The organism is Kineococcus aridisoli (genome assembly GCF_050871885.1).
Lineage (GTDB): Bacteria > Actinomycetota > Actinomycetes > Actinomycetales > Kineococcaceae > Kineococcus.
Genome location: NZ_JBJLSF010000164.1, coordinates 1 through 3,026, shown reverse-complemented (window position 1 = coordinate 3,026; position 3,026 = coordinate 1). Strand labels below are relative to the sequence as shown.

3 protein-coding genes are annotated in these 3,026 nt (G+C 70.9%); all 3 read right to left on the bottom strand.

Annotated elements, in window-relative coordinates; genetic code table 11:
* Positions 1-49: 49 nt before the first annotated feature.
* The 3 genes from pstB to pstC are packed head-to-tail and all read right to left on the bottom strand — an operon-like array spanning position 50 to position 2,879.
* Positions 50-829, bottom strand: coding sequence for a phosphate ABC transporter ATP-binding protein PstB (pstB, locus tag ACRYM2_RS22995; RefSeq protein WP_432525019.1), 780 nt, complete (start codon positions 827-829; stop codon positions 50-52).
* A gap of 53 nt (positions 830-882) precedes the next feature.
* Positions 883-1,974 (bottom strand): phosphate ABC transporter permease PstA, encoded by a 1,092-nt coding sequence (gene pstA / locus ACRYM2_RS22990; protein ID WP_432525017.1) that lies wholly within the window; start codon positions 1,972-1,974, stop codon positions 883-885.
* Complete coding sequence (gene pstC, locus ACRYM2_RS22985) at positions 1,971-2,879, bottom strand: phosphate ABC transporter permease subunit PstC (protein WP_432525020.1); 909 nt, start codon at positions 2,877-2,879, stop codon at positions 1,971-1,973. The genes pstA and pstC overlap by 4 nt, the downstream gene beginning before the upstream one ends.
* Between the last annotated feature and the right edge of the window lie 147 nt (positions 2,880-3,026).

Here is a 3,026-nt window from a genome sequence, read left to right as displayed (position 1 = left end):
CCCGGCCGCTCCAGGAGCGGCCGGGGCCTCGTGCTGCGGGAGGACGGGCTCAGCCGAAGCGGCCGGAGATGTAGTCCTCGGTGGACTTCTGGGAGGGGTTGCTGAAGATCGTCGAGGTGTCGTCGATCTCCACCAGGTGACCCGGCTTGCCGACGCCGGAGAGGTTGAAGAAGCCGGTCCGGTCCGAGACGCGGGCCGCCTGCTGCATGTTGTGGGTCACGATGACGATCGTGTACTCGCTCTTCAGCTCGCCGATGAGGTCCTCGATGGCGAGCGTGGAGATGGGGTCCAGGGCCGAGCAGGGCTCGTCCATGAGCAGCACCGAGGGGCGGATGGCGATCGCGCGGGCGATGCACAGGCGCTGCTGCTGGCCGCCGGACAGGCCCAGGCCGGGCTTGCTGAGGCGGTCCTTGACCTCGGTCCACAGGTTCGCGCCGCGCAGCGAGCTCTCGACGAGGTCGTCGAGGTCGCTCTTGCTCATGCGCTTGGCGTTCAGGCGCACGCCGGCGGCGACGTTCTCGTAGATCGACATCGTCGGGAACGGGTTCGGCCGCTGGAAGACCATGCCGATGTGCTGGCGCACGGAGACGGGGTCGACGTCCTTGTCGTAGAGGTCCTGGCCGTCCATGACGACCTTGCCCTCCACGCGGGCGCCGGGGATGACCTCGTGCATGCGGTTCAGCGAGCGCAGGAAGGTCGACTTGCCGCAGCCGGACGGACCGATGAGCGCGGTCACGGCACGCGGCTCGATGGTCATCGTCACGGACTCCACGGCGAGGAAGTCGCCGTAGTAGATGTTCAGGTCGCTCACGTCGATGAGCTTGGCCACGTCTGGCTCCTCGGTCTGGGGGGTGCGGGTCGGGGTCGCGGGTGCGGGAGGCCTCAGCGGCCGACCTTCGGGGCGAAGAGGCGGGAGATCAGCCGGGCGACGAGGTTGAGCGCCATCACCAGCATGATGAGCACGAGCGCCGCCGTCCAGGCGCGCTCGACACCGGCGGTCGCCGGGACGCCGGGCTGCGTGTACTGGTAGTACGCGTAGACCGGGAGCGTGGCCATGCGGCCCTCGAAGAGGTTGAAGTTCGTCCCCGTCGTGATGCCGAGCGTGACCAGCAGCGGCGCCGTCTCACCGGCGACGCGGGCGATGGCCAGCGTCACGCCGGTGGCGATGCCCGAGATGCTCGTGCGCAGGACGACCTTGACGATCGTGCGCCACTTCGGCACGCCCAGCGCGTAGGCGGCCTCGCGCAGGTCGTGGGGGACCAGCTTGAGCATCTCCTCGGTCGAGCGGACGACCGTGGGGATCATGAGGACCGCCAGGGCGAGGGAGCCCATGATGCCCAGCTTGGTGCCCGGCCCCATGACGATGACGAACAGCGCCGCGACGAACAGGCCGGCGACGATCGAGGGGATCCCCGTCATGACGTCCACGAGGAACGTGATGGCCTTCGCCAGCCGGGAGCCGGCGCCGTACTCGACGAGGTAGATCGCGGCCAGCAGCCCGATCGGCACGGAGATGACGGTCGCGGCCAGCGTGACGATGATCGTGCCCCAGATGGCGTGCAGCGCGCCGCCGCCCTCGCCGATGACCCCGCGCATCGACCACGTGAAGAAGGTCGTGTCGAAGCGGGCCGCGCCGTTGCCCACCACGGTCCACACGACCGAGACGAGCGGGATCATCGCCAGGCCGAAGGCGATGGTGACCAGCGCGGTGACGACGCGGTCCTTGGCGCGGCGGCTGCCCTCCCGCACGCCGGACAGGACGCCGATGAGCAGCAGGTAGGTGATCGCGGTGATCGCCACGACGCCGCCGAGCGAGCGCCCGCCGGGAGCGGTGACGAGCAGGCCCACGACGACGGCCGCCGCGAGGGCGGCCCACGGCGTCCAGCGCGGCAGGCGGGCCTGGCGCATCGACTGCTCGAGGCTCAGGACCTCGCTGCCCGAGGCGGGGGTCGAACCGTTGGTCGTGGTGGTCATGCCTTGGCTCCCGAGCGCTGGACGACCCACCGGGCCGCGAAGTTGACCAGGAACGTGATGACGAACAGCGCCAGGCCGCTGGCGATGAGGACGTTGATGTCCAGCCCCGAGGCCTCGGGGAAGTTCAGCGCGATGTTCGCCGCGATCGTCGACGGGTTCGTCGAGCTGATGAGGTTGAACGTCACGATGTTGGACACCGACAGCACCAGGGCGACGGCCATGGTCTCGCCGAGCGCGCGGCCCAGGCCGAGCATCGCGGCGCTGACGACGCCGGAGCGCCCGTAGGGGATGACGGCGTACTTGATCATCTCCCAGCGGGTGGCGCCGAGGGCGAGGGCGGCCTCCTCGTGCAGGCGCGGGGTCTGCAGGAAGACGTCGCGGCCGAGGGCGGTGATGATCGGCAGGATCATCACGGCCAGGACCAGGCCCGCGGTGAGGATCGTGCGGCCGGTCGTGGAAGCCGGGCCGGCGAAGAGCGGGATGAAGCCCAGGTTCTCCGCCAGCCAGCCGTAGACGGGCTTCATCCAGTTCGAGAGCACCGTGATGCCCCAGATGCCGTAGACGATGCTCGGCACGGCGGCGAGCAGGTCCACGAGGTAGCCGAGGCCCTGCGCCAGCCGGCGCGGTGCGAAGTGCGAGATGAAGAGGGCGATGCCGACCGCGATGGGCGTCGCGACGAGCAGGGCGATGACCGCCGCGAGGACCGTGCCGAACAGCAGCGGCCAGACGTACGCGACGAGGCCCTCCCCGCCGTCGACCTCGGCCGGGTCCGCGGTGAACGCGGGCACCGCCTCGCCGACGAGGAAGGCGGCGACGGCGGCGAGCACGAGGAGGATGACCACCCCGGCGCCTGTCGCGGTGCCGCGGAACACCGCGTCGCCGGGGCGTCTGCCGCCGGTCTCGATGACGGCCCGGTCGTCGCCGGGGCCGGGCCTGGTCTGGGTGCTGCTCACCCGAGGTCCTCCGAAGTCGTGCGGACCGCCGGCCGTCCGGCCGGCGGTGGTGTGCCGGTGGAGCGCGACGGCGGTGGGACCGGGTCGACCCGGACCCAC

Bases quoted from the DNA above. Each gene is read 5' to 3' on its own strand.
- pstA (WP_432525017.1), bottom strand. From the start codon at position 1,974: ATGACCACCACGACCAACGGTTCGACCCCCGCCTCGGGCAGCGAGGTC.